Annotated in this window: 20 protein-coding genes; 4 read left to right on the top strand and 16 right to left on the bottom strand. The window is 57.0% G+C overall.

What is annotated here, in order from left to right; translation table 11 throughout:
* Nucleotides 1-4 precede the first annotated feature (4 nt).
* The 7 genes from tssH to tssA form a co-directional block, all read right to left on the bottom strand.
* Nucleotides 5-2623 (bottom strand): type VI secretion system ATPase TssH, encoded by a 2619-nt coding sequence (tssH, locus tag AC1ME2_RS13815; RefSeq protein ID WP_480442135.1) that lies wholly within the window; start codon nt 2621-2623, stop codon nt 5-7.
* A gap of 6 nt (nt 2624-2629) precedes the next feature.
* Nucleotides 2630-3637 (bottom strand): type VI secretion system baseplate subunit TssG, encoded by a 1008-nt coding sequence (gene tssG / locus AC1ME2_RS13810; RefSeq protein ID WP_480441906.1) that lies wholly within the window; start codon nt 3635-3637, stop codon nt 2630-2632.
* Nucleotides 3601-5391, bottom strand: coding sequence for a type VI secretion system baseplate subunit TssF (tssF, locus tag AC1ME2_RS13805; RefSeq protein WP_480441904.1), 1791 nt, complete (start codon nt 5389-5391; stop codon nt 3601-3603). Before tssF ends, tssG begins: the two co-directional genes overlap by 37 nt.
* Before the next feature lie 122 nt (nt 5392-5513).
* The gene (gene tssE, locus AC1ME2_RS13800) at nt 5514-5921 is read right to left on the bottom strand and encodes a type VI secretion system baseplate subunit TssE (protein ID WP_480441902.1); all 408 of its coding nucleotides are present in this window, start codon (nt 5919-5921) and stop codon (nt 5514-5516) included.
* Nucleotides 5922-5934: 13 nt separating this feature from the next.
* The gene (gene tssC / locus AC1ME2_RS13795; RefSeq protein WP_480441901.1) at nt 5935-7410 is read right to left on the bottom strand and encodes a type VI secretion system contractile sheath large subunit; all 1476 of its coding nucleotides are present in this window, start codon (nt 7408-7410) and stop codon (nt 5935-5937) included.
* A gap of 28 nt (nt 7411-7438) precedes the next feature.
* Nucleotides 7439-7945, bottom strand: a complete 507-nt coding sequence (gene tssB / locus AC1ME2_RS13790; RefSeq protein WP_480441899.1) for a type VI secretion system contractile sheath small subunit — start codon at nt 7943-7945, stop codon at nt 7439-7441.
* Between the two features lie 32 nt (nt 7946-7977).
* Nucleotides 7978-9534 carry a type VI secretion system protein TssA gene (gene tssA, locus AC1ME2_RS13785; protein WP_480441898.1) on the bottom strand — a complete coding sequence of 519 codons (1557 nt, stop codon included), beginning with the start codon at nt 9532-9534 and terminating at the stop codon, nt 7978-7980.
* Nucleotides 9535-10313: 779 nt separating this feature from the next.
* On the opposite strand from tssA, the gene AC1ME2_RS13780 reads away from it, so the two are divergent.
* From AC1ME2_RS13780 to AC1ME2_RS13770, 3 genes are read left to right on the top strand one after another with little or no spacing between them, the layout of a single operon-like run.
* Entirely contained in the window at nt 10314-10946 is a 633-nt protein-coding gene (locus AC1ME2_RS13780; RefSeq protein WP_480441896.1) for a CDP-alcohol phosphatidyltransferase family protein, read from the top strand.
* The gene (locus tag AC1ME2_RS13775; RefSeq protein WP_480441895.1) at nt 10933-11532 is read left to right on the top strand and encodes a lysophospholipid acyltransferase family protein; all 600 of its coding nucleotides are present in this window, start codon (nt 10933-10935) and stop codon (nt 11530-11532) included. Before AC1ME2_RS13780 ends, AC1ME2_RS13775 begins: the two co-directional genes overlap by 14 nt.
* Entirely contained in the window at nt 11529-12473 is a 945-nt protein-coding gene (locus tag AC1ME2_RS13770; protein ID WP_480441893.1) for a phosphatidate cytidylyltransferase, read from the top strand. The genes AC1ME2_RS13775 and AC1ME2_RS13770 overlap by 4 nt, the downstream gene beginning before the upstream one ends.
* A 380-nt stretch (nt 12474-12853) precedes the next feature.
* Here AC1ME2_RS13770 and AC1ME2_RS13765 read toward each other — a convergent pair whose 3' ends face one another.
* The 8 genes from AC1ME2_RS13765 to AC1ME2_RS13730 form a co-directional block, all read right to left on the bottom strand.
* Nucleotides 12854-14215 (bottom strand): outer membrane beta-barrel protein, encoded by a 1362-nt coding sequence (locus AC1ME2_RS13765; protein ID WP_480441892.1) that lies wholly within the window; start codon nt 14213-14215, stop codon nt 12854-12856.
* Nucleotides 14216-14279: 64 nt separating this feature from the next.
* Entirely contained in the window at nt 14280-14657 is a 378-nt protein-coding gene (locus AC1ME2_RS13760) for a nuclear transport factor 2 family protein (protein ID WP_480441891.1), read from the bottom strand.
* A 68-nt stretch (nt 14658-14725) separates the two neighbouring features.
* Nucleotides 14726-15586 carry a fumarylacetoacetate hydrolase family protein gene (locus AC1ME2_RS13755; protein ID WP_480441890.1) on the bottom strand — a complete coding sequence of 287 codons (861 nt, stop codon included), beginning with the start codon at nt 15584-15586 and terminating at the stop codon, nt 14726-14728.
* A gap of 5 nt (nt 15587-15591) precedes the next feature.
* A complete protein-coding gene (locus AC1ME2_RS13750; RefSeq protein ID WP_480441889.1) occupies nt 15592-16188 on the bottom strand; it encodes a VOC family protein in 597 nt (198 codons plus the stop codon).
* Nucleotides 16189-16217: 29 nt separating this feature from the next.
* Nucleotides 16218-17477 carry a 2-oxo acid dehydrogenase subunit E2 gene (locus AC1ME2_RS13745; RefSeq protein WP_480441888.1) on the bottom strand — a complete coding sequence of 420 codons (1260 nt, stop codon included), beginning with the start codon at nt 17475-17477 and terminating at the stop codon, nt 16218-16220.
* Between the two features lie 23 nt (nt 17478-17500).
* Nucleotides 17501-20164, bottom strand: coding sequence for an alpha-ketoglutarate dehydrogenase (mdeB, locus tag AC1ME2_RS13740; protein WP_480441887.1), 2664 nt, complete (start codon nt 20162-20164; stop codon nt 17501-17503).
* A 109-nt stretch (nt 20165-20273) separates the two neighbouring features.
* A complete protein-coding gene (locus AC1ME2_RS13735; protein ID WP_480441885.1) occupies nt 20274-20780 on the bottom strand; it encodes a flavin reductase family protein in 507 nt (168 codons plus the stop codon).
* A 28-nt stretch (nt 20781-20808) separates the two neighbouring features.
* On the bottom strand, nt 20809-22035 hold the full coding sequence (locus AC1ME2_RS13730) for an acyl-CoA dehydrogenase family protein (RefSeq protein WP_480441884.1): 1227 nt from the start codon (nt 22033-22035) through the stop codon (nt 20809-20811).
* A 415-nt stretch (nt 22036-22450) separates the two neighbouring features.
* Between AC1ME2_RS13730 and AC1ME2_RS13725 the strand changes: the two genes are divergently transcribed.
* Nucleotides 22451-23194, top strand: coding sequence for a TetR/AcrR family transcriptional regulator (locus AC1ME2_RS13725; RefSeq protein WP_480441882.1), 744 nt, complete (start codon nt 22451-22453; stop codon nt 23192-23194).
* Between the two features lie 332 nt (nt 23195-23526).
* Here the strand turns inward: AC1ME2_RS13725 and glmS are convergent, their stop codons facing one another.
* Nucleotides 23527-25362: a glutamine--fructose-6-phosphate transaminase (isomerizing) gene (glmS, locus tag AC1ME2_RS13720; RefSeq protein ID WP_480441881.1), complete on the bottom strand. Its 1836-nt coding sequence runs from the start codon at nt 25360-25362 to the stop codon at nt 23527-23529.
* Between the last annotated feature and the right edge of the window lie 5 nt (nt 25363-25367).

The raw sequence follows: 25367 nt of genomic DNA, 5'->3' as shown, positions 1-25367 counted from the left end.
CACCTCACGCGAACTCGCACACGACAGCGCCGTGAGCATCGAGGGTAGCGTGCACCCGCTTGAGTGTTTCCCCTGTGGCCATGGCGTCGAGCAGCCGGTCGGCAATCAATGGCAGCACATGGGAATCGAGCAAGTAATCGATCAGACGCGCCCCACTGTCGCTCTGGGTACAGCGCTCTGCCAGGTGATCGACCAGCGCTTGGCAGTGGCTGAACTCCAGTCGGCGTCGCGTCAGGCGTTCGGCCAGACGTTGCAGCTTGATCTCGATCAGCTCGCGCAATACCGGGCCACTGACCGGGTAGTAAGGCACCACGCGCATCCGCGCCAGCAGCGCCGGTTTGAAGTGCTGGCTGAGCACCGGGCGGATGGCGTCTTCCAGCGCTTCGGCAGTGGGGCGATTGCCGTTGCTGCAGAGCGCATTGATACGCTCGCTGGCCAGGTTCGAGGTCATCAGGATCAGCGTGTTGCGGAAGTCGATTTCACGCCCTTCGCCGTCATTGGCGATGCCTTTGTCGAAGATTTGGTAGAACAGGTTCAACACGTCGGGATCGGCTTTTTCGACCTCGTCGAGCAGCACCACCGAGTAAGGCTTCTGCCGAACGGCCTCGGTGAGCATGCCGCCTTCGCCATAACCAACATACCCAGGCGGCGCACCAATCAATCGGGAAACGGTGTGCTTTTCCTGAAACTCAGACATGTTGATGGTAGTGAGAAAACGCTCGCCGCCGTACAGCAGGTCCGCCAGCACCAGCGCGGTTTCGGTTTTGCCCACGCCACTAGGGCCGACCAGCAGAAAGACCCCGACCGGCGCGTCCGGTTTGTTCAGCCCTGCAGCGGTGGCGCGCATCGATCGATCCAGAGCATGCACCGCCTGCTCCTGCCCCCGAATCCGCGCGCGCAAATCGGTGGCAAAGCTGGCAACCCTGGCATTGTGCTCGCGCGCCAATTGCGCCAAAGGCACGCCCGTCCAGGCGCTGATCACTTCGGCAACCTGGCGCGGGCACACTTCAAAACTCACCAGACGCGCCACCGCTTGCGCCTCAATCAGCGTGCGGTGGGTTGCCTGCAACTCGGCTTCGAGGGCCAACAGACCGGAGGCTGCATCCTCAGTGGTTGCGCCAGCATCATCGCTTTCAACGGAACGCGCCTGGGCCAATTGCTGACGCAGTTCAAGCAGGCGTTCAGCGAGCTGTCGTTGTTCGCCCCAACTTTTTTCCAGTGTTTGTTGTTCACACTCAGCCCCTTCAAGGCGTTCTTCCAACACGCGCAGTGCGTCTTGATCGATCAGCAGTCCAGCCTCGGCATCCCGACGCAACGCCAGACGTTGGCGCCCTCCTTCAGCCAACTCGCTACGCACCCGCTCCAGACATTCTGGCGCGGCAGCAAGACTGATGCGCACCCTGGCACACGCGGTGTCGAGCACATCCACGGCCTTGTCCGGCAGCAGTCGGCCAGAGAGATACCGCGCCGACAATTCGGCCGACGCCACGACGGCATCGTCACGCAGGTAAATGCCGTGGCTCTTTTCATAAATCGGCGCCAGACCACGCAGAATGGTGATCGCCTCACTGACCGTCGGCTCATGCAATTGCACCGGCTGAAAACGCCGCGCCAAGGCCGGGTCTTTTTCGAAATACTTTTTGTATTCGGCCCAGGTGGTCGCAGCAATGGTGCGTAACTCACCCCGAGCCAGCGCTGGTTTGAGCAGGTTGGCGGCGTCCGAGCCTCCCGCCTGGCCTCCCGCGCCGATCAAGGTGTGGGCCTCATCGATAAACAGGGTGATGGGGTTTGGCGATGCTTTGACTTCGTCGATCACGCCTTTCAAGCGCCGTTCGAACTCACCTTTGACGCTGGCGCCGGCTTGCAGCAAGCCCATGTCCAGCGACAGCAACTCAACCCCCTTGAGCGCCTGCGGCACTTCGCCCCGCGCAATGCGCAAGGCCAGCCCTTCAACGATGGCGGTTTTGCCGACCCCCGCCTCACCCACCACAATGGGATTGTTTTTCCGCCGACGGGCCAGGATGTCGATCATCTGCCGGATAGCCCCATCGCGGCACAACACCGGATCGAGCTTGCCGTCGCGGGCTTGTTGAGTCAGGTTGTGAGTGAAGCGTGCGAGCATCGACTCACCTGTTGCGGCGGGTTTACCGGCGGCGTCCGGCTCGGCTTTTTCAGACAACGCAAAGTCCCGCAGGCGATCACTGTCCAACGTAGCCAGCAGTGCCTGATAACGACTGCCGGCATAACGCATCGGGTTGCGCAGCAGCGCCAGAATCAACGCCGCCTGTTCCACCTGGCTCTGGCCCAGTTCCAGATTGGCAACCAGTAAAGCGTCCTGCAGCCACTGGACCAGCTCGGGTGCAAACACCGGATTACGCGAGGCGCTGTGCTCGACTCGCGGTTGCAATGCAGCGGCCAGCTCACCAGCATCGACCTGTGCATCCAACAGTGCCCGCGCCAACAACCCTTGCGGCCGTTCAAGCAGCGCCAGCAGCAGGTCTTCGACCAGAATTTTGCTGCCGCCACGGGCTACACAGCGCTCGGCAGAACCTTCCAGGTCACGACGGGTTTCGGCGTCCAGCGCCTGGATAAGTTGTTGCAGGTCTACGTTGATCATAATCAGGCGTCCTTAATGAATTTTGCTGCCGAGGGTGACGATGCCGTCGGCGCGTTCGCGTCCTAGCCAACTGGTCCAGCCAAGACGGCAGTCGTTCTGCGGGTCGAGGCGCAGCTCACGAATTTCTTCATGACGCAGCACCAGTCGAATGTCGTAATCAAGCGGGTCGCGCAGGGTGAACCGCACCAGCGCGCATAACGGCTGGTAACCGGTGCCAATGGGGAGAAAATCGTGAAAGCTCTGCCAGTCGAGTTCGCGGATGTGAACGCGAAACTTGCCGCTGCAATCGCGCACGTGCTCGCCCAGCACAAGGTCCTCGCCCAGCCGGTTATTGGCGGTTCCAAGACGATTGCGTTGCTCTTCACGAATCCGCACGGTGCGCTCGACGCACTGTTCAATGACCAGTTCGGCGTGCTTGAAGTAGTAACGCAGCACGGACTCAATCAGCGCCGCCGAATGAGCACGCAGGCTGAGCAGGCCCAAGTAAGGCAATAACCGATTCCAGTTCAGCTCCTCGGCCTCGCGAATGGCCTCACCACCCAGCCCGATCAAGGCGAACAGCTGTGCCGAAAACGGGTCCTGCGCCTTGCTTTCGAAGCGCGCGTAATAGCGATATTTGCGCCAGATCGGCAGCAGCAGACGTTGCAAGCGATGGTGAAAAAGGTCGAGGAAATCGCGAGTTGAATTGCCCTCTTCGCTGTCGCCCAAGGCCTGCTCGCCATAAAAGGCAGGCAGCGGCGAACCCGACCCCATCAGGCTAACCAGGTTAAGACGCAGGCGCGCCCGCATCACCCCGTGCTCTTCGAAGAACTGCACGCGGTCGATGTCGCTGCCAGGAAAGCCGAAGCTTGGGCTGGCCTGAAATTCCAGCAGGTCATACAGCTGCTCGTCATTCATCGGGGCGTTGGATTGACGCAGCCGCTCCATGATCTGCGGCACCGCCTGGAAGATCGAATACTCGCGTATGGCCTTGCTCAACCCGCTTAAAGCAGGGGCTGCAGGCCCATTCGTGGTGTCCATTGGTACACCTCCCCCTGTGTGCTTTTCACGTGTAGTTCGTGATACGAATTGAGGCTGGCGTAGAGCGCGAAGAACTCGTTGAGCACCGATGCGAAGAGAAACAGATCGCCTTCGCCGACGTAGCCCTGAGGATCGATGATCAGTTCCGTGCGCAAACCGCGCAGCGGCAAGCCGCGGTGTAGGCGGTCAACGGCTTGATGGCTGATGGACTTCAGGGCGTTAAGACGGATTTTGCTGGCATTACGAGCCTGTTGGTCGTAATAGCGCGGCAGGTCGTAGGTTTCGAGAATCACCTTGAGCGCGTTGACGTTGACGAGGGACACGTAGTTCAGCGACATGTTGCTGATCAACTTCCACAAAAAGTCGCTATCCAGTGGCGGTGCATAACTCGACGTCGGGCTGAGAATATTGCGAAAAGTCAGGGACTCACCCGCGCCAGGAGCCGCCACGCAGATATCCCCGGCTTTAAGCCGACGCGGCAAATTCTGATTGGTGCAGGTCAGCTCGATGGACACCGCGTCAGTACCGTCAGGGTCGTGAAGACCAAAGCGCAGGAACGTGTCCAATCCCTCGTGCTGCAATGATTGACGCTGCCGAACGCTGTAATGCGGACGGGCCTGTCGCACGTCGAAACTGGGGTCGTGTTCAAAGGATTCGAAGGGCACGAAGTCCTGCGCAGCAGCTTCGCCTTTTTGGCTGGCGCTCACGCTATCGACGGAAAACACACCGTGGTTCCCCCGATTTTTTTCATCGGGTAGCAACAGGTACTCGTCCTGCCTGCCATCAAGCCTGATCGGCGACGCATGGTGCTTGAACAGGTTAGCGATGGGTGTGCAATACAGCTTCACGTTATTCAACGTCGGGCGCTGGCGCTGCATGCCGTTTTTATTGATGGTGAAACGCAGCAAGACACTCCGCGCTTGCTTGAGTGTGGCTTCCGGCAAACCTCCGAGAACATCCAGCCCGGACAGGTCAACGAATAGAAACTTGTCCTGGAACGCGAAGTACTCCTGCAAATAGCGATAGCCACGGAAGGTGTTCAGCGGGTAAGGAATCAATGCCTCATCTTCGGCAAACCCGACGGACTGGACGTTTTCGCTCGGCAATAGGAATGAAAACGTGTTGGGTTGATCCACGCCTTCCACTTGCTCATGTTTAGCGTCCAGCGGAATCACTTCGATACTGTCGAGGTGGCGCAGCAGGCTGAGATGAAGCGTTTGGCTGATGTAGCGGTCGCCCGCAAAATGCAGACGCAGACGGCTTAGCTCAAGCTCGCCAAGATGCCCGTCACAGGTCATGTCCAGCCGCAGCGTCAGCAGGGCGCCATCGCCATTTTCCGAATAGTTCAAAGCCCCCAATTCCAGGGCCATTACCTCGGTGGCGTAGCAGGTGCTGAAACCACACGCCACGCCGTCAAGCGGCTGGCTTTCAACATGCATATTGCGTTCAGCCAACAGCGCCGGACCGGGCTGCTTCAACGGGTCGAACTGCAAAATGCTGAACGCTGGCAACGGCCGCATGTAGTTCGGCCACAACAGATACATCAACGATTGGGTCAGCTCGGGCAGCTCATCATCGAGCTTCTGTCGTAGACGTCCGGTGAGAAACGCAAACCCTTCAAGCAGACGCTCCACATCGGGATCACGTCCGCTCTGCCCAAGAAAGGGCGCCAACGCAGGGTTACGCTCAGCGAAAGCACCGCCCAATTGACGCAGTGCGTTCAGTTCGCTTTGGTAGTACTGATTAAACGACACGGGCGATAACCTTCCTGCACGCACACTGCGTGGTTGAGTTTTGCGGGTGCGACAGTGCCGCTTCAGATAAAAAATGTTCCACGTGGAACACGCGCTTGCGCTGATAAGAAAGAGAAGATTTGCTACTTGACCGTGACCTGTCCGTTGCCGCTGAGGCGCGCTGAAAAACTCACCCGGCGCTTGATGCCATTCACTTCAAGTAAACCCTCGATGGTGAATGCCAGTCTTAAGGGGTCGTTCTCGTTCGGGAGAGAATGGACTTTCACATCGGCCAGGCGCGGCTCATACGCGTTCACGAAGTCCTCTATGGCCGTGCCGGCCTGGGTCAAGGATTCATGCAGGCTCAAGCTCATATTGTTCAGGTCCGGCAGCCCGTAGTCGGGCAGCGTCTGCACGCTGCCCGCACGGGTACTGAGCATTTTTGCCAAATGGGCAGCCACCGAGTCCATGGCGCAGTCTTCGCGACTTAATTTTTCTCGCGCGAGGGTTTTGCCGCCAAGGCGCTCGAAAAGGCTGCCGTATACCGTCATGACGTCGCTCCGCTTACTCTTTGTCCAGCTTGCCAACCAGCGACAAGGTGAAATCCGCCCCCATGTATTTGAAGTGCGGGCGCACGTTCAAGCTGACGCGATACCAGCCAGGCTCGCCTTCAACGTCGCTCACGACGATTTTTGCGGCACGCAGCGGGCGGCGGCCACGAACTTCAGAGCTAGGGTTTTCCTGGTCAGCGACGTACTGGCGAATCCATTTGTTCAACTCTTGCTCAAGGTCGGTACGTTCCTTCCAAGAGCCCAGTTGTTCGCGTTGCAGCACTTTGAGGTAGTGCGCCAGACGATTGATGATGAACATGTAAGGCAGCTGGGTGCCCAGTTTGTAATTCAGCTCAGCAGTTTTGTCTTCTTCGCTGTTGCCGAAGAATTTTGGCTTCTGCACCGAACTGGCCGAGAAGAACGCAGCGTTGTCGCTGCCCTTGCGCATGGTCAGGGAAATAAAGCCCTCTTCCGCCAACTCGTATTCGCGACGGTCAGAGACCAATACTTCCGTTGGAATCTTGGTTTCGATCTCGCCCATGCTGTGGAAGTGATGCAGCGGCAAATCTTCAACCGCCCCTCCGCTCTGTGGGCCGATAATGTTCGGGCACCAGCGGAACTTGGCGAAGCTGTCAGTCAACTTGGTCGCAAACGTGTAGGCCGTGTTGCCCCACAGGTAATGCTCGTGACTGGTGGCGACATTTTCTTTGTAGACAAAGGTCTTCACCGGATTTTCTTCAGGGTCGTACGGATTGCGCAGCAGGAAACGCGGCACCGTCAGGCCGACATAACGCGCGTCTTCCTGTTGACGGAAACTTTGCCATTTGGCGAATTGCGGACCGCCGAAGTGATCTTTCAGGTCTTTCAAGTCAGGCAAGCCGGTAAAACTTTCCAGGCCGAAAAACTTCGGACCCGCCGCCGCAATAAACGGCGCGTGGGCCATGCACGCAATGCTGGAAACGTACTGCATGGTTTTGACGTCGGGCGAACTCGGCGAGAAGAAGTAATTGGCGATGATTGCGCCAACGGGCTCGCCACCGAACTGACCGTATTCAGCGGTGTAAACATGCTTGTAAAGACCGGACTGCATGACTTCCGGCGAGTCTTCAAAGTCGTCCAGCAGGTCTTGCTTGGAAACGTTAAGCACCTGGATCTTGATATTTTCACGGAAGTTGGTGCGTTCAACCAACAGCTGCAGACCACGCCATGAAGCTTCCAGCGCCTGGAATTCAGCGTGGTGCAGGATCTCGTCCATCTGGCAGCTGAGCTTGGCATCGATCTCGGCGATCATGCGGTCAACCATGGCTTTCTTTACAGGCTCGCCATTGTTCTGCGGCTTGAGCAGCTCTTCGATGAAGGCCGATACACCGCGCTTGGCGATTAAGTAGGCATCGTCTGTGGGGGTGAGTCGAGTCTCGGCAATGATGCGGTCGAGAATGCCGCCTTCGAGTGTTTCAGTACTTTTTTGCTGTGCAGCTTTAGTGCTCATAGAGGTGGCTTCCTTTGCTGATGAGGTCTCAAGCGTCCGGCGATGCGGCGGCATTCATGTTCAGTTCACCCAGAACACGGGCTCGCGCTTCATCGTCGGCGAGTACACCTTCGATAGCCTTTCGGAAAGCTGGCGCATTTCCCAGCGGACCTTTGAGGGCCGTAAGCGCATTCCGCAGCTCCATCAGCTTTTTCAACTCTGGAATCTGCTCGATCAGGTTGGCCGGGCCGAAATCTTTCATCGAGTCGACCTCGAGGTTGATCGCCAGCTCATCGGGGCCGCCCTCCTCCTGAAGACGATTGGGTACGCTCAGCGTCAGGCGCAGTTTTTGGTTGGCCAGCACATCGTCAAAGTTGTCTTTGTCTATGCTGATCGGCTTGCGATCCTCAACGTTGCGTTCATCCGCTTGCTGGGTGAAATCACCCAATACCAGCAGCTTCAGCGGCAGCTCGATTTCTTCCTGAGCATTGCCTAGCGCGGGTTTGAAGGTGACGTTGATGCGTTCTTTAGGGGCTACCGAGCCTTCTTTGGCCATGGCGTTTCTCCTTGCGGTTATGACCCGAGGGCCTAGGGGAGTACTACTTCAAGATCGAGGTGGCACAACCGGTGGTAAACATCTTCCTTGCGCTCACGCACCGCGTGGTTTTGCGGCAACAGTTCGCAGCAGCTGTGCAGGAGGTGCAGCACTTGCAGCGCAAGGTCGGGCTCCCAGGCATCAAGGCCTGCGTCCCGTAATTGCTGATCGAGGGTCTCTAACTGGGTCTTAGCCAGTTCGTACTTCTTGGCCTGGTAACACAGCCGGGCGAGGCTCAATTGCCAGAAAAACCGCACCCTTCCACCTTGGGCGCTCTGCAAGCCCTGCTTGAGAATCTGCACAGCAGCCTTGAGGCCATCCCGGCGCAAAACGGGCAAAACCTCTTGCAATGCGTCTTCCCAGACGGCTTGACCGCTATCGCTTTGCACCGTGCTGGGCGCATTGACTGCTTGCAGATGCACCAACACATGGGCGCTGATCCAGCTCCGCGTAGCGTCATCCGCAAACGGCACACCGTCGTGAAAGCGCAGGTCGACTATTCCCGGCAGACGCTGCAGCAGCAGTGAGAGCTGCACTTCAACCTCACGCATGGCCAACTCGGCATTGAGCCGCTGCTGGCACTCCCACACCATCCGTTGACCGTCGAACCAGAACGGCGAAACGGCAAGGCTGGCCTCCAGATCCACCAGCAAATCGGCGTACTGCCCTTGATCCAGGCGCTCTTGATAGTTTTTCAGCCTGTCCGCCGGCAGCCCGCGCAAGACGGTGATGTGTTCGGCGTTACGCTCGGGGAGCGCCTCAATCGTCAGCCACAACAGGGTCCGATTAAGGCGCAAGGCACGCAGGTCGGTGGCTTTCTGGCGTAGCCACCAGGAGCACAAAGGCTGCGCATTTTCCTGCTGCACGCGCAGGGCTTTTTGCGCGTCTTTTTCATTGTCGATGGGCGAACCCGGGGTGAAGAGTTGAGCGGCCGCCTGCTTAACCTGAGCGAGCACCGCGCCCATCGCCCCTGGCTCAGGCTGGTTGTTCGCTGCGCGCTGCACCATGGCTGCCAGCCGTCGTTGGATAGGCAACAACAACGGGGCGTCATCGCCCAAGTGCAGCGTCAGCACCGCATCCAGGCCCTCAAGGTGTTCAACCAGACGCCTGAACAGGGATAACTGCTCTTTGATCGGCACGCTCTCTGCCAATACCTGCTCAAGGCGCGGCAGCAACCAATTGAAGGCCGCTACGCGAGTACGCGGTTTGAGCGGGTGCAGGAGCTCCCAGTGCTCTTTGCAAAGGTGATGAAGCACACCGAACCCTGCCAACAAGCCTGCAAACGAATCTTTTTGGTACAGGGCCCACGCCAGCCAAACCGCTACACGCAGGTCTTTGGAGTGATCACGCAAGATCAACTCGCTGTCCTCGAGGACCTTTTGCCAGTCGATCTGGCTGTTCTCATGCAGTGAGTGGGCCTTGCCCAACTCGCTTTCCAGCGCCTCGTATTCATTGGAAAAGCGAATATCGTCTCCCGCGAACCGCTCCTTGGAGACAGGCACTTTCGCGAGATCGAGATAACGAGCAGACAACTCGCGTGAGTACGTCATCCGAGGTACGCCTCGTCTGCACAACACGGAACGCGCATCGGTGCATGAATACCTACTAATGCAGATGCGCTAAAACAACTCCCTGTAGGCGTGCTAGGCACACTCCTTTTATCGCACACCATAATCAGTTACCTCGGACAAGGGGGCGATTTTAAATTGGCGACAGTCTTTAAATATGTAGGAAAAGGCCACAGCGTTAGTACGGAAACGTCTGAGAGGATCGTGGCCAACTTCTTACCTCCAACTTCACACATCTATGCTTGCAAAAGTCTGTAGGAAATGTCCCTCATGCAAATAGGAAACTAGAGATTATTAAATAGCCTAAATGGACTTTAACAGTATGTTCTGGCCCTGTATTTTCTGACCGCAGCCATGACTTTTATCACAGATACAAAGTGACGCTATTAAACTGATCAATATCACGATGCACTTTCGGTTGATGCTTTGCGCTGTGCCGAGATCATTCGGTTGTAAACATTTTTTGCGTCAATCCTTGGGATCAGACCTCGGCAAATCAAACGGGCATTACTTCCGAAAAACCAAAGACTCGAAGCTTTACGTCGAAAAATTCGGCATCCCTTATGGCAGTTGGTAATTCGTGGTAACCCTCAAAACGCTAGGGGCTTTATTGTGCGCGCTGCTGCACACTGGATACCTAACCGCAGACCCATTGTCCGGCGCAAAAGGCCCACTACTTTTACATGACGGCCTGAGGCCACAATGCAACGACTGTGCTTTGGATGCAGGTAGCAACTCATTATTTAAATGGATATTGGCTAATGGATGACAACAGACGACCCATCAAGACGCGCTCTGCGGGCTGGGCGAAACACATCACTGAAATCTTGGTGAAAAGAGATATTTCCCCCAATCAGATATCCGTCGCAAGCATAGCCTTTGCGCTTGCTGGCGCTGTGGCGCTCAATATTGATAACGGTGTCATTGGATCAATTTGCTGTGCTGTCGGCATTCAGTTGCGCCTGCTGTGCAATCTCTTCGATGGAATGGTTGCTATAGAAGGCGGAAAGAAATCCGACATCGGCAGTCTCTACAACGAGTTCCCTGACCGGGTTGCAGACAGCCTGCTGATCATTGGGCTTGGGTATGCCATCGGGTACTCGGACCTTGGGTGGTTTGCTGCCTTGGCCGCTGCGCTTACGGCTTATGTCCGAGTGTTTGGCGGTTCTATTGGCCTCAAGCAGCACTTCATGGGCCCTATGGCCAAACAGCATCGGATGGCAGTAATGACCGCAGGACTTGTGGTGAATGCCATCGAGGCCAGCGCTTATGGCACTCACTACGTGCTGTTGATTTCGCTAATTATCATTGCCATTGGATCAGTCGCCACGTGTGGCACGCGGACGCTGGCGATATCCAGGCAGTTAAAGGATGCCATCCATGTGGATCAGTAGTGCGCTGATTTCTGTTCTGCGACTCGTTATTGGAGTCACCGCCAGGTGGGAGAGTCCACCCGATCTCACGCGCCAGCGAATCTATTTCGCCAATCACACCAGTCATATGGACACCTTGGCCATTATTGCGGCCCTGCCGCCTGATGCACGGGTGAATGTGAAGCCGGTAGCCGCTGCTGATTACTGGGGAAAGAACAGATTTTTGTCGTACATCTCTCAGAAAGGGCTCAATGCCGTTCTTATTGAGCGTACGCCTGCTTCCGGTAAAAACGTTCTGGAACCCATCTTTGATGTTGTGCGGGCCGGCCATTCGATCATTTTCTTCCCGGAAGGCACTCGATCATGCCAAGCACTGCCTGGGGAATTCAAATCGGGTCTGTACCGACTGGGCGAAGCCTTCCCCGATGTGGATCTGGTGCCCATCTACCTGGAAAACCTTTATCGCTCTATGCCAAAAGGCAAACACGTCCCCCTGCCAATTATCTGCACGATCCGGATTGGCAACCCACTTGAAAGGATTGTTGGCGAGGAAAAGCAGGTGTTTCTCGAGCGGACGCGTGAAGCAATAGTGAGGTTGTCGAAATGAGTGTTGAAACGAAGTTTTTATGGTTCTTTTGCGCACTGGCAGGCTTGCTGGCAGTGGCTTCAATCACCGGTCGAATACTGGCTAAGTTGGCCAAAAAAGAAGCTGCTGTTTCGACAATCGAAAACCTGAATCAGAGAGTTAATGCGTGGTGGGGGATGGTTATCATCTTCTTCATTTCCTACCAACTTGGCGGTAACGCAACAGTCGTTCTGTTCAGTTTTATTTCACTGTTCGCGCTTAGGGAGTTCATTACCCTGACACCTACAAGGCGGGGTGACTATAACGCACTGTTTGTGGCGTTTTTCATCCTGATCCCGCTGCAATATATTCTGATCGGAACTCACTGGTATTCGATGTTCACCCTCCTGATTCCGGTGTATGCATTCCTACTGTTACCGGCGATTGCAGTGCTGAGTCAGGACACTGAAGGCTTCCTGGAAAGAACGTCAAAGATCCAGTGGGGCGTGATGATTTGCATCTATTGCATCAGCCATGCGCCAGCGCTTTTGCTGCTGGATCTGGAAGGATTCAAGGGACAAAACGCGCTTCTGCTGTTCTACCTGATGTTTGTCGTTCAGTTGAGTGATGTATTGCAGTACGTATTTGGGAAGATCTTCGGCAAGCACAAGGTAGCGCCGATGGTGAGTCCGTCAAAAACGGTGGAGGGGCTGGTGGGTGGCGGGCTGGCTGCAACGCTGATTGGCGGGTGCATGTTCTGGATGACCCCCTTTAGCTTTTGGCAGTCACTGCTGATGTCGTTCGTTATCGTGGTGATGGGTTTTCTGGGCGGTCTGGTGATGTCGGCCATCAAGCGCAGCTTGAGCGCCAAGGACTGGGGAACCATGATCAAAGGTCACGGCGGAATGCTCGATAGGATGGACTCGGTGTGCTTCGCGGCGCCGATCTTCTTTCACCTGACGCGATTCTTCTTTTCCGCCTGATTCGGGCGCAATAAAAAATCGGCAGGGCGTGCCTGGCAACCGTCGGAAAAATGCAATCTAACCGTGGGAGCAGGCTTGCCTGCGAATAGCTTGCCCGCATTTAGCGGGCTTTTGATTCTGATTAATCAAACGCTGGCAGATTTTATGTAGCAACGCAGACTTCAAAGCGATACCCGCGTTTTTACACACTCTGGGCCAGGAGCTGACGGCCTCTGAACTTCAAGTCCAGCTGCCATGCGGCAATTCGGATCAACCCCTTAACAGGAAAATGAACATTGCGTTTACTTTTTCAGTATTTGTGCGTGTTTATTGTTATTCATGGTTGTTACTCGGATGGAGTAAGAGGGCGGCGGCCGTACGAGCGCCCGGCCGCCAAGGGTTTAGAAATAAACCAGCGCTTCAACCAGCCCGGTCAGCTGCGTGCGGTCGCGACCGGCACCGAACGGGTGATCGTCGGCATTGCCATCGAACATGTCGTAACGCACTTCAGGGCGCAGCGAGATGTACTTGTTCAGGTCGTAACGTAGGCCGGCGGTAACCGCGTTGAAGTTGCCGCGAGCGGTAGATACCGGCAGCAGGATGAATCCGTCGGGATCGGCAAAATGTTCGGCTCGCACCGAGTAGGAGAGGTCCGGGCGTTGCTGGTAGGTGAGCACCGCATTGGCACCCCACCAATGGGCTCCATCGAAACCAGGGCCGTTGATGATGTCGACGGTTGTAGCCTTGCCGTCACCGTCCTGACGGCCATAAACCAGCTCGGCGCCCATCGACCAGTTTGAGTCGAAACGATGCCAGCCGTTGAGCGAGTGTTGTTGCTTGAACTGACCATCTGGCGACACCAAGCGCGACGTTGGAGCCTGCACATCGCTGAAGCTGTCGTTCTGTTCATCGCCGACGATGAACTCATAGTCCACCCAGGTCTGCATGTCCGCAGTACGCCAACGCAAGGCCCCCATCATCGACTTCTGGTGGTTGTTATCGCTCAGGTTGTTCCAACCCTGGACAACGCCCAATTCGGCGCCAAGGATCGACGATTCACCGTTGTACAACCGTGTCCCCAGCAGCACGCCGCTGACGGTGCCCGGCTCGCTAACGAAGGCGTAGGTCTTGCTGGCAAATTGATTGCGCGCAGCACGGATGTTGGGCGGTATCTCATAGCCCATGGCCGGGCCGAATACCCCGGCCATGGCAGTGATACCGGGGCCGTAAGGCAGGTAGGCGGTGGCGGCGATGTTGGGGATGGCAAGGAACTTCTGCTTGTCGCGCTGGGCCTTGGCCAGGTCGTTATCCCCCGGTGAATTGACGTCCCAGTGCATGTCCCATCCTTGAGTGCGGCCGAATTGAGCGTTGCGCCCGTAGAGCATTTCAAACGTAAAGCCGAAGGAGGCTTCGCTCGGCGCAGGACCTGGCAACGGAGTGATACGTGGCACCATGGTGCCCTTCAGTGGCTTGTCGACGAACAGATGCAAGCTACCCCATTCCAGGCCCTCGTCCGCAAAACCAACCACTGGGAGATTGCTCAAGCCGTCTTGGCGCTCATCGTGTGTCGAGCGATTATTGCGAGAGTAAGCGACGTCAAAAAGGCCAGAGACCTGAATCCCGTAATCCTTTTCCAGGGTGTATCCAAACAAACTACGAAATAGCGTGCCTTCACCCGTATCAGGGGGTTCGGCGGCATGTGTGTTGAGTGTTGCGAAGGCGGCCAAAACCGCACCAAGCGTTTTCACCTTGATGTTCTTCATCTTCTGTCTCTTGTTTTTATTTTCAGAAACCCACCTCTGCAGGTGGGTTGGCGCTTCGTTGGCGTTAGAGGTTGGTGGCCTGGAAACTGATCTGGCGCCAGGTGTTATCACGACGCAACCAGATCTGAGTGGTGATCACATCCATCTCGCGAAGCTCGCCAGTGCCGCGAAATTCAATGCTCTGCAACAGGCGCCCGGTGGCGACCGCCACGTCGGCGTGAACGCACACCTGAAGGTCTTGCCGTTCGACACGTAGGAATCGGATGGCAGTCTCGACCATCCGCAGATAGCCGTGCTTGTCGTCGACCTGGCCGGTGGCGTGGATGTGCACCAACTGGTCATCGACCAGCTCGCCCAACGCGCCGAGTTCGCCTTCCACCAGCGCCCGGCAGCGCAAATTTTCCAACTCCTTAATGGTGTTAACGATCGCTTGCTCATTCATACGTGTTTCCCTAGCTGGAAAATCGAAGGGCCGCCAGGCGTATGCCCGCGGCCCATGCCCCGCACACCTCAGACTTCAGCGCGCACCACGTTTTCGATTGCGCCGAGCCCGTCGATTTCGACGCGGATCCGATCGCCCTTGCGAAGCCAGCGCGCAGGCTTAAACCCACCGCCGATGCCACCTGGAGTACCGGTGAAAATTACGTCGCCAGGCTCCAGGGTCATGACCTTGGAGAGGTGCTCGATTTGCTGAAAGCAGTCGAAAATCAGCTGATTGGTGTTCGAGTCCTGCCGCTTCTCATCATTGACGAAGCATTTAATATCTATCTGGTGCGGATCGTCGACGTCATCAGCGGTGACAATCCACGGGCCGAATGGCGCGTGAGTATCGAACGACTTGCCCAAAGTAAATTGCGATGTACGCAGCTGCCAATCCCGCACGCTGACGTCATTACCGACGCAATAGCCGAAGATCGCCTCTTTCGCGGTCTCCGGTGTCAGGTGGCGACAGCGCTTGCCGACGATGAAGACCATTTCGGCTTCGTAATCGAGGGTCTCGGACACTTTCGGCAAATCGACAGGGGCGAACGGACCGTTGGCCGCAGTGGTCATCTTGGCGAACCACAATTGGTCAGCCGGCATGTCCATGCCCGACTCCTCGACATGGTCGGCGTAGTTGAGGCCTATACCGAGGATCTTGCCCGGTCGCGGCACGGGTGCCAGCAGGGTGATCTGATCCAGCGCAACGCCGGTCGCGCCGCTTGCAGCCAGTTGTTGCAGGGGCTCGCGCCAATCGGCCCACGCGGTAATCAAGTCAATCATGCTGCACGGTGCAGCACTGAGATGGTCAGTGATGCGAATGACCCTCTCACCCACAACCAACCCGACAGCAGGGGCCCCATCCTGAATCTGGAACGTACAAAGTTTCATGCTGTTTACCTGTATTGAGGACCAAGGTTTACGCCTGTAGCCGCGGCGCCTAATGTGCAAAGCTGTTCGTCGCTAGCGCCTGCGCGCCACATCGCGACCAGTTCATCAGCATTGAATTCGGTGCCTATTGGGTTGTTGGCAAATGTCTTGGAATGAAAGAAGGCGGCGGCATCAGCGGCATCGACGAAATTGTCGACCTGCAACTCGATGTCGTTGCCCTCAGGATCCCGGTAATAAAGCGAAGTGGTCGGTCCGTGGTTGATCGCCCAGACCGGCAACATATTTATGCCCTTGAGCCGCTCGTACGTACCGAGCAATTCCCCAATGGTCCGATAGCTGTAAGCGATATGGTGAACACCGACCATGTTGTCGGTTTTTTCCGGTAACTCCGGCATGTTGAAAAAGGCCAGGCGGTGGTGCTCATCGTCGTAGGTGATAAAGGTCAGCATGTCGTCCTCGAACACCAGGTCGGCCTGGAACAGTTTGCGATACCAATCGACCATGGATTGTCGATTGGCGCAGCGGTAGACCAGGTGAGCCATCTTGAAGGGCGCGATGCGTTGGGTGCCGGTATCGAGGCTTGTTGATTGCAGAGCAGTCATGTTCGTTCGCCTTTTTTTGTTGTTATGAGTCAGATCGAGACACGGCGGAAGTCCGCCAGCAGGGTTGCCAGGTAGGCTAAGAAACGTCCGGCTTCAGCGCCGTCGACCGCGCGGTGATCCCACGACAGTGACAATGGCAATTGCAGCCGCGGCTGGAACGCCGAACCGTCCCACGAGGGCTGCATAAAAGCCTTGCCGACGCCGAGTATCGCTACTTCGGGTGCGTTGATGATCGGGGTGAAATGGCCACCGCCAATGCCGCCCAATGACGAAATCGTGAAGCAACCGCCGCGCATTTGTTCTCCAGAAAGTTTGCCATTTCGGGCCAATTGCGACAGTTCAGCCATTTCCACGGCAAGCGCAGCGATACCTTTGCGATCCGCATCGCGAATCACCGGGACTACCAGGCCATTGGGCGTGTCAGCGGCGAAACCAATGTGGAAGTACTGCTTGTGCACGACTTCCTCGCCTTCAAGGCTGACGTTGAACTGCGGGAACCGCTGCAACGCCGCCACACACGCCTTGATCAGAAACGCCAGCAAGGTGATCTTGGCCTGCCCTTCCTTCGCCTCCTGATTTAGCTGGACGCGCAGCGTTTCAAGATCACTGATATCGGTTTGACTGTGATTGGTGACGTGCGGAATGCTCACCCAATTGCGATGCAGGTTGGCCGCCGAGAGGCGTTTAAGACGCGACACCGAACGGCGCTCAATCGGACCAAATTTCGCGAAGTCGATATCCGGCCACGGCAGCACATTAAGGCCAGAGCCCGTGCCAGCTATCGGTGTGGGATTGGCTCGCTGGGCTTTGACGAAAGCCTTAACGTCGTCACGCTGAATTCGACCGCTGGGATCGCTGGCCTTTACTTCATCCAGATCAACACCCAGTTCACGGGCCAGCTTGCGCGCAGCAGGACCAGCCAGGGCCTTCGACACAATGCGCGGCTTGTCGGTGTTTGGTACGACCTCTTCCGTCGGTGTAGCTGGCGTCGGCACCGGAGCGGGCATCTGTGCGAGCGCCGGTACTGCCGCTATGGCCGGTTGGACCGCAGCAGTATCGGCGAAATCGACATGAGCAATTACACTGCCCTTGGAAACGATATCGCCGGGTTTGATCAACACCTCACGAATCGTGCAATCAATCGTGCTTGGTACATCCATCACCGCTTTATCGGATTCAAGGGTGATCAGCGCCTGCTCGACCGAGATCTTGTCGCCGGGCTTGATCAGCACCTCGATCACTGGCAGGTCCTGAAAGTCGCCAATATCGGGAACCATGAGTTGTTGCATAATCAGTCTCCTTGTTCTCGGATTCAGCGGTTCCACGGGGCGTCGAGGGCGACGTCAATGCCGTAGCGCTCACGGGCTTGCGCAGCTTTTTGTGGATCAATGGCAGCTAATGCGGCGACCGCGATGTGCTGACGATCCATCTCGAAGAAACGGCGCAGTGCAGGGCGGGTGTCACTGCGGCCGAAGCCATCGGTGCCCAGGACGATGTAGGGCGCATGGATGTATGGGGCGATCAGTTGCGCATAGCCGCGCACATAATCGGTGGCGGCCACGACCGGCATGTCGCCGGACAGGCATTGCTGTACATAGCTCTGTGACTGAAGTTCGCCACCAAACAGCGCGCTGCGCTCTACTTCACGGGCTTCACGCGCCAGCTCGGAGAAACTGGTCACGCTCCAGATTTCGCTGGTTACACCCCAATCCTCGGCGAGGAGCTCGGCAGCAGCGATCACCTCGCGCAGTATCGAACCCGAGCCGAGCAGTCGCACTGCGGGTGCAACGCCCTCGTCGCCCCGACCACCGAAACGGCGCATGCCTTTGATCACTGCGTCGTACTCAACTTCGGTCAGTGGCGCCTGGGCGTAGTTCTCGTTGGTTACCGTCAGGTAGTAGAACTCGTCATGCTGCTCTTCGAGCATGCGCCGGCTTCCGTGATCGATGATGACCGCGACCTCACTGGCGAACGCCGGGTCGTAGGCGCGGCAGTTCGGAACAGTGGAAGCAATCAGCTGGCTGGTGCCGTCTTGGTGCTGCAATCCTTCACCGGACAACGTGGTGCGGCCGGCCGTAGCGCCGATCAGGAAACCGCGGGCACGCTGATCGGCGGCAGCCCAGATCAGGTCGCCGATGCGCTGAAAGCCAAACATCGAGTAGTAGATGTAAAACGGCAACATGGTGATGCCGTTCACGCTGTAGGACGTGGCCGCCGCCACCCAGGATGAGATAGCACCGGCTTCGGTAATGCCCTCTTCCAACAGCTGACCGTCCTTGGACTCTTTGTAGTAGAGCATCGCCCCGGCATCTTCCGGTTCGTAGAGCTGCCCAACCGGCGAGTAGATTCCAATCTGACGAAACAAGTTCGCCATGCCAAAGGTGCGAGCCTCATCAGCGACGATGGGCACGATGCGCGGGCCCAGTTGCTTGTCTTTGAGCAGGTTGGTGAACAACCGGACGACCGCTGTCGTCGTCGACGTTTCGCGGTCGTCGGGTGTCAGCGCGAACTGCGCATAACTGGACAGCGCCGGCACCGACAGAGCGTCAGCCTGGGTCTTGCGACGCGGCATATAGCCACCCAGCTCAGAGCGCCGGGCATGCAGGTAGCGCATTTCCGCACTGTCTTCAGCGGGTTTGTAGAAGCGCATTTCCTCCAGCGCTTCGTCGTCCATCGGAAGCGCAAAGCGGTCACGGAACGCCTTGAGCGCCTCGACGTCGAGCTTTTTCTGCATGTGCGAAGTGTTACGCGATTCGCCAGCCAGCCCCATGCCATAGCCTTTTTTCGTCTTGGCGAGGATCACCGTGGGCTGACCGTTATGCTGTTTGGCTGCCGCAAACGCGGCGTAAAGCTTGCGGAAATCGTGACCACCACGGCGCAGTCCGTCGATTTCTTGCGGCGTCATGTGCGACACCAACGCCTGCAACTCTGGATCGAGATCGAAGAAATGCTCCAGGTTGTAAGCGCCGTCATTGGCACCCAGAGTTTGATACTGGCCATCGACGGTGTGGGCGAAGCGGCGTAACAAAACGTTGTTGCGATCACGCGCGAACAACGCATCCCAATCCGAGCCCCAGACCACCTTGATCACGTTCCAGCCGGCGCCACTGAACAGCGACTCAAGCTCTTGGATAATCTGACCGTTGCCGCGCACTGGCCCGTCCAGACGTTGCAGGTTGCAGTTGACGATAAACGTCAGGTTGTCGAGGTTCTCTCGCGCCGCGAGGGAGAGCGCAGCAATGGATTCCGGCTCGTCCATCTCACCATCGCCGAATACACCCCAGACATGACGCTTCGAGGTGTCAGCGATACCGCGATGTTCCAGGTAGCGCAGAAAGCGCGCCTGATAGATCGAGCTGATTGGGCCGATGCCCATTGACCCGGTCGGAAATTGCCAAAAGTCCGGCATCAGCCAAGGATGTGGGTAAGAGCATAAACCGCCTCCATCCACTTCCTGGCGATATCGCGCCAGTTGCGCCTCATCAAGGTGCCCTTCGAGAAATGCGCGCGCATAAACTCCAGGCGCCGAGTGCGGCTGAAAGTAGACCAAGTCTCCCTTTGATTCGGCATTGTCGGCGCGAAAAAAATGGTTGAAACCGACTTCGAAAATCTCCGCGGCCGATGCGTAGCTGGCGATGTGACCGCCTAACTCGCCATAAGCCTTGTTGGCCCGAGCCACCATGGCCAGAGCGTTCCAGCGGATGATCGAGGTGATGCGTTCTTCCATCGCCAGATCGCCCGGATAGGCTGGCTGCTTTTCCAGAGAGATGCTGTTTTGATACTGCGAATAGGGGTGAGCGGAGCGCCGCACACCCAAGTGGCTGGCATGTTCATCGAGACGTTGCAGAAGGAAATCCACACGTTCGGAACCTACATTGAGGGCGATGCTTTCCAGCGCGTCGAGCCACTCAAGAGTTTCCTGCTTATCGATGTCGTTGTCTGTTTGCACAGGCAATTCTCGGATGTTAGCGGTCATGGCAAATCACTCGGTTTACATTTAATCGGCATGAGCTGCCCCCTGGGCACTCCTCGCGGAATACCCCATTGGGCTGTTTCAGGCGCCTATCTATTGCTACGGACGGACGTCACCAGACGTCGACGCAACCGCTCCACTCGGCGCTTGGCGCGCGGGCGTGCATCTGGTGGTAGCGGCCACTATAAAAAAGCAGCGGCTTGCGTTGTGCGCCGATGCGCACATGTTCGATCTCGCCGATGTAGAGCAAATGGTCCCCGGCCGGGTGTACGTCGACCGTACGTGCGACGAGGTGCACGAGACTGCCGTCCAGCAATGGCGTGTCCTCGTGGTAGGTGAAAGGCAGCACAGCCCCCTCCTCCGGCCGCCCACCGAAATGACCGCTCAGCCAACGCTGACTTTCGGCAAGAAAATTGACCCCAAAACGCACACCCTCACCAACAAACTGGTTGAAGCTCGAGGCATTGCGGATTGAAATCAGGATTAGCGGGGGTTCCAGTGAGACCGACATGAAGGCATTGGCGGTCATGCCGGCCGGTTGGCCGTCGGCGACAAAGGTCACCACGGTCACCCCGGTGGCGAACTGGCCCATTACCGAGCGCAGAAGTTTGGCGTCCATAGAAGAATCCTCAGGTTCGTGGCGGCGCTTAGATCAACGGCGTGACGGTGTTTTCCACGCCGAGTAGCGCCTTGCCATATAGCTCGTTACCGACTGCGGGCAGCGCCACGGCATGCCGAGCCGCCGTGTTGGAGTCACGCCACCAGCGTTGCATCGGACTTGCTTCGGAAAAACTGCCAGCGCCATGTGCGGACAACAAAATGTTGATTGCATCGGTGATCAGGGTGTTGATCAGGCCAACGTCAGCGCGAATTCGCGCTCGCGTCAAAGCATCCAGCTTGATGCCCTGGCGTGAAGCTTCGTCCATCTCATCGGTGGAGCGGAAAGCACGCAGGTGAGCAGTGTCAATCTTCAGGGCTGCCTCTGCGATCTGAGTCTGGAACACCACCGAATCAGTCTGCTTTTCAAAGGAGGTGTAAGCCACGGCCCGGCGCGGTGCATTGTCGATCACGTACTTCAACGCCGCGCGACCCAGGCCGAGTTGCGGGCCGTTGAGAATCAACGAAGCAAACGGGACGAACAACGCGCGGTAAGCCACTTCGTCTTTGAATTCGGTGGCGTATTTGCCCTCGATCGCATCGCCGAGGTTCAGCAGACGATGATCGGGCACGAATATTTCATCGGCAACAATGCAGTTGCTGCCTGACGCGCGCATGCCGGCGGTGAACCAAGTGTCTTCGATGCTGTAGTCCGATTTAGGCATCAGCGCGAGATACTGTGCGACGACAGCGCCGTTGCTATCGCGCTCTTCGGCACCGACAGCGGCCCAATCGGAGTGAAGGCTACCCGACGACGAATACCACTTTCCAGAGACGATCAGTCCGCCGTCTACCCGCCGAGTCGTCGGCGAAGCGTTAAATACCCCGGCGACCCGAGCGTCCGGATTAGCGCCGAATACTTCGTTTTGCGCTTGTTCTGAAAACAAACTGGTGAACCACGCACACACGTTGGTCAATGCAACAACCCACGCGGTACCGCCACAAGCTTCGCCCAGCGCCGCGGACACCTCGAGGTGCGAACGCAGCGTGCCTTCGTAGCCGCCATAACGCTTGGGCACCATCAACCGGAACAGCCCTGCTTCACGAATGGCGTCAATGTTCTCGTCACACGTGCAGCGGTTTTTTTCGGATTCAACGGTGTTCTTGCGCAGTAACGGCTGCAGCGCTTCAGCACGTTTGATCAGCTCTGGCAGGCTTGGTACCGACGCGATTGCAGTGAGGGTACTGACGTCCTGGAAAATCACTTCTGTTCTCATACCGACCTCGAATGTCATAATGAACTAAAATGTCATTTGTAAATTCTGGGTAAGCTAATCCCTCGGCGAGCAGTAGCTACAGTGCCGAAAGCGGATCACACAACCAGGTTTGGGTCTCGTTACACGGTCAAAACATCGATGCTAGCGAAGGGCCGTGCCTCGATGACTTTTGAAAACTGTGACGTGCCAATTCGAACGAGCACCAGGGGACGTTGGATGAGGTCGGGCGGCGGGAAGTGAGGGGTCGAACATTTTCGTCTCCTATTATTTTTATGACGATATTGTCATTACGACAATGGTATTCAATGTAGGGCAAGATTTTGCACCACGCAAGTATTTTTAGACATATTTGTCATTCTGAAAAATAAGTTATAAATTGTCACTCTGACGCTATGTCATTGTTTGAGGCCATACAGTGCAAACACTAGAAACAGCCAAAACCGTGTCCGATCACCGTCCGAAAGTCGCCAGGAAAAAGCGTCAAGTCATGCGCAGTAAATTGCTTGATGCGGCGATGCGTGTTTTCGCAGCAACGGGCGGGTCGACCCCCGTCATTGATGATGTGATCCGTGAAGCGGATGTATCGCGAGGTACGTTCTACAACTATTTCGATTCGCTGGATCAGGTGCTCGTGGCTATCGGCCAAGAGCTTAACAATCAGATGACCACCGATATCCTTCCGGTCTATGACATCCTGACCGAGCCCTGGCAGCGCGCGGCCGTTGCGTCCAGGCTTTTCCTGTTGCGTGCCCTGCTCGATCCAAAATGGGCGGGTTTTGTTACGCGTGTTGATGCGTGGCAGCACAACACGCTCGTCGCGGAGTACATGGCCAAGGACCTTGAGAACGGTAAGGCCTCAGGTGACTTTACGTTCGACCGCATCGACGCTGCGACGGACTTCCTCATGGGCGCTTCAGCGCATGGCATACAGGCCATTCAACAAGGCGTGGACCGTCCCAATAACTACATGGACTCCTGCGTGCGCCTGACCCTGGCAAGCCTGGGTTGCAGTACTGAATTGTGCGAAGCAGGCGTGGCATTTTCCGTATCATATTTGAAGTCATGGGTGAGCGGAGAGTTGACTGCCACCAAGCCTGAATGGGCACTCAATATGGATTCCGAAGCGGTCCAGCTATTTCTCGCCTACTCACCAAGTTAAACCGCAGCTTGACTTCAGCGGCGCCTGTGCGCTCGAACGTCTTGCACCCACCGCTTTAGGAACTGCCTCCCCAATGATGTGGATGATGTAACAGCGGCGGCAATTGGTAACCCCGGCATGTCGTCATGGGCCGCCCTCTTGAACCGGGCAAAATTTCTTCCCGGCGAGAACGTATTGATCAATGGTGCAACCGGCGCTTCTGGACGGTTGGCAATTCAGATTGCAAAATACCTTGGTGCGGCAAAGGGTGAAGACTGCCAGGGACAGCGCTCATCTACTATCCCCGACAGTCTTTATTCCTTAACACCAAAAGTTATCCACCTGTGGATAACTTATTCCACTGTTACCGACTTCGCGAGGTTGCGCGGTTGGTCGACGTCTGTGCCTTTGAGCACGGCGACGTAGTAAGACAGCAGTTGCAGCGGGATGGTGTAGAGAATCGGCGCCAGGGTGTCGATGATGTGCGGCATGGCGATGACGTGGGTGCCTACGCCGTTGCTCATACCCGCGTGCTCGTCAGCGAAGACGATCAATTCACCGCCGCGTGCGCGGACTTCTTGCAGGTTGGATTTGAGTTTTTCCAGCAGCTCGTTGTTGGGTGCAACGGTCACGACGGGCATGTCGCTGTCGACCAGTGCCAATGGGCCGTGTTTGAGTTCGCCGGCCGGGTAGGCTTCCGCGTGGATGTAAGAGATCTCTTTGAGCTTGAGCGCACCTTCCATGGCCACCGGGAATTGCGCGCCACGACCCAGGAACAGAGTGTGGTGCTTGTCGGCGAACAGCTCTGCGACTTTTTCGACGGTGCTGTCCATGGCCAGCGCTTCGCCCAGACGGGTCGGCAGGCGGCGCAGTTCTTCAACCAGTTCAGCTTCCACGCCGTCTGCCAGGGTGCCTTTGATTTGTCCAAGCGCCAGGGTCAGCAGCAGCAGGGCAACCAGCTGCGTGGTGAAGGCTTTGGTGGAAGCTACACCGATTTCCGGACCGGCTTGGGTCAGCAGGGTCAGGTCGGACTCACGCACCAGCGAGCTGATGCTGACGTTGCAGATGGCAAGGCTGGCGAGGAAGCCCAGTTCTTTGGCGTTACGCAAGGCTGCGAGGGTGTCCGCTGTTTCGCCCGACTGCGAGATCGACACGAACAGCGTGTCCGGTTGCACGACGACTTTACGGTAGCGGAACTCGCTGGCAACTTCGACCTGACACGGGACGCCAGCCAAACCTTCTAACCAATAACGCGCCACCATACCGGCGTGGTAGCTGGTGCCACAGGCGACGATTTGCACATTGCGTACTTTGGCGAACAACTCAGCCGCTTGCGGGCCAAACGCTTGCACCAACACTTGCTGTTGGCCGAGTCGGCCTTCCAGGGTGCGCTGCACGACTTTAGGTTGTTCGTGGATTTCCTTGAGCATGAAGTGACGAAATTTGCCCTTGTCTGCGGCTTCCGCGCCTTCGTGGTATTGCACGACTTCACGCTCGACCGGCAGACCATCCAGGGTCCAGATCTGCACGCTGTCGCGACGGATTTCGGCGATATCGCCTTCTTCCAGGTACATGAAGCGGTCAGTTACCTGCCGTAGAGCAAGCTGGTCGGATGCCAGAAAATTCTCGCCCAGGCCCAGACCGATCACCAGCGGGCTGCCACTGCGGGCGGCCAACAAACGATCTGGCTGTTTGGCGCTGATCACGGCCAAACCGTAAGCACCGTGCAACTCCTTGACGGTGGCTTTCAGTGCGACGGCCAGGTCGCCACTGTCTTTGAACTTATGGTGCAGCAGGTGGACGATGACTTCGGTGTCGGTGTCCGATGTGAAAACGTAACCTAGCCCTTTCAACCGCTCACGCAGCTCTTCGTGGTTCTCGATGATGCCGTTGTGCACAACCGCCAACTCATCAGCCGAGAAATGCGGGTGGGCATTGCGCTCGCACGGGGCGCCATGGGTCGCCCAGCGGGTATGAGCGATACCCAGACGGCCAACCAGCGGCTCGCCGGCAAGGGCCTGCTCCAACTCAACGACTTTGCCCGAACGACGGCAACGTTCCAGCTTGCCGGCGTTACTGAAAATAGCGACGCCTGCACTGTCGTAGCCACGGTATTCAAGGCGCTTCAGGCCTTCGAGCAAAATGGCAGTGATATTGCGCTCAGCAACGGCGCCGACGATTCCACACATGGTTT

This window comes from Pseudomonas sp. ASL9 (assembly GCF_056680335.1).
Note: the sequence above shows the minus strand (reverse complement) of the source record. Positions and strands in the feature narration are given on the sequence as shown.